Origin of the sequence: Agathobaculum sp. LCP25S3_E8, from assembly GCF_052117165.1 — a bacterium.
In the GTDB taxonomy this organism is placed as follows: Bacteria; Bacillota; Clostridia; order Oscillospirales; family Butyricicoccaceae; genus Agathobaculum.
Window position 1 is genome coordinate 1 of record NZ_JBQKJR010000128.1, and the last position, 1,908, is coordinate 1,908.

A 1,908-nucleotide genomic window follows, 5' to 3' on the forward strand; every position below is an offset into this window, starting at 1 on the left:
GGTAAAAGTATTTTACTGCTGGGGATTTTTATGCCCTTTGGGGCTGTAAAGGGAGGACAATCACATGAAAATAATCAATATTGGAATTCTTGCCCATGTAGACGCTGGAAAGACGACCTTGACGGAGAGCCTGCTATATGCCAGCGGAGCCATTTCAGAACCGGGGAGCGTCGAAAAAGGGACAACGAGGACGGACACCATGTTTTTGGAGCGGCAGCGTGGGATTACCATTCAAGCGGCAGTCACTTCCTTCCAGTGGCACAGATGTAAAGTTAACATTGTGGATACGCCCGGCCACATGGATTTTTTGGCGGAGGTGTACCGCTCTTTGGCTGTTTTAGATGGGGCCATCTTGGTGATCTCCGCTAAAGATGGCGTGCAGGCCCAGACCCGTATTCTGTTCCATGCCCTGCGGAAAATGAACATTCCCACCGTTATCTTTATCAACAAGATCGACCAGGCTGGCGTTGATTTGCAGAGCGTGGTTCAGTCTGTTCGGGATAAGCTCTCCGCCGATATTATCATCAAGCAGACGGTGTCGCTGTCCCCGGAAATAGTCCTGGAGGAAAATACCGACATAGAAGCATGGGATGCGGTCATCGAAAATAACGATGAATTATTGGAAAAGTATATCGCAGGAGAACCAATCAGCCGGGAAAAACTTGCGCGGGAGGAACAGCAGCGGGTTCAAGACGCCTCCCTGTTCCCAGTCTATCATGGCAGCGCCAAAAATGGCCTTGGCATTCAACCGTTGATGGATGCGGTGACAGGGCTGTTCCAACCGATTGGGGAACAGGGGGGCGCCGCCCTATGCGGCAGCGTTTTCAAGGTTGAGTACACCGATTGCGGCCAGCGGCGTGTCTATCTACGGTTATACAGCGGAACGCTGCGCCTGCGGGATACGGTGGCCCTGGCCGGGAGAGAAAAGCTGAAAATCACAGAGATGCGTATTCCATCCAAAGGGGAAATTGTTCGGACAGACACCGCTTATCAGGGTGAAATTGTTATCCTTCCCAGCGACAGCGTGAGGTTAAACGATGTATTAGGGGACCAAACCCGGCTCCCTCGTAAAAGGTGGCGCGAGGACCCCCTCCCCATGCTGCGGACGACGATTGCGCCGAAAACGGCAGCGCAAAGAGAACGGCTGCTGGACGCTCTTACGCAACTTGCGGATACTGACCCGCTTTTGCGTTGCGAAGTGGATTCCATCACCCATGAGATCATTCTTTCTTTTTTGGGCCGGGTGCAGTTGGAGGTTGTTTCCGCTTTGCTGTCGGAAAAATACAAGCTTGAAACAGTGGTAAAGGAACCCTCCGTCATTTATATGGAGCGGCCGCTCAAAGCAGCCAGCCACACCATCCATATCGAGGTGCCGCCCAACCCGTTTTGGGCATCCATAGGACTGTCTGTTACACCACTCTCGCTTGGCTCCGGTGTACAATACGAGAGCCGGGTTTCGCTGGGATACTTGAACCAGAGTTTTCAAAACGCTGTCAGGGATGGTATCCGTTACGGGCTGGAGCAGGGCTTGTTCGGCTGGAACGTAACGGACTGTAAGATTTGCTTTGAATACGGGCTTTATTACAGTCCGGTCAGCACGCCGGCGGACTTCCGCTCATTGGCCCCGATTGTATTGGAACAGGCATTGAAGGAATCGGGGACGCAGCTGCTGGAACCTTATCTCTCCTTCATCCTCTATGCGCCCCAGGAATACCTTTCCAGGGCTTATCATGATGCACCGAAATACTGTGCCACCATCGAAACGGCCCAGGTAAAAAAGGATGAAGTTGTCTTTACTGGCGAGATTCCCGCCCGCTGTATACAGGCATACCGTACTGATCTGGCCTTTTACACCAACGGGCGGAGCGTATGCCTTACAGAGCTGAAAGGATATCAGGCCGCTGTCGG

General features: G+C 52.7%; 1 protein-coding gene. It reads left to right on the forward strand.

The genetic code is table 11. The annotated features are described in order from the left end of the window. Window positions 1-64: 64 nt before the first annotated feature. The coding region (gene tet(W), locus ACTQ34_RS17820; protein WP_441364941.1) for a tetracycline resistance ribosomal protection protein Tet(W) at window positions 65-1,908 on the forward strand (1,844 nt) is incomplete at its 3' end.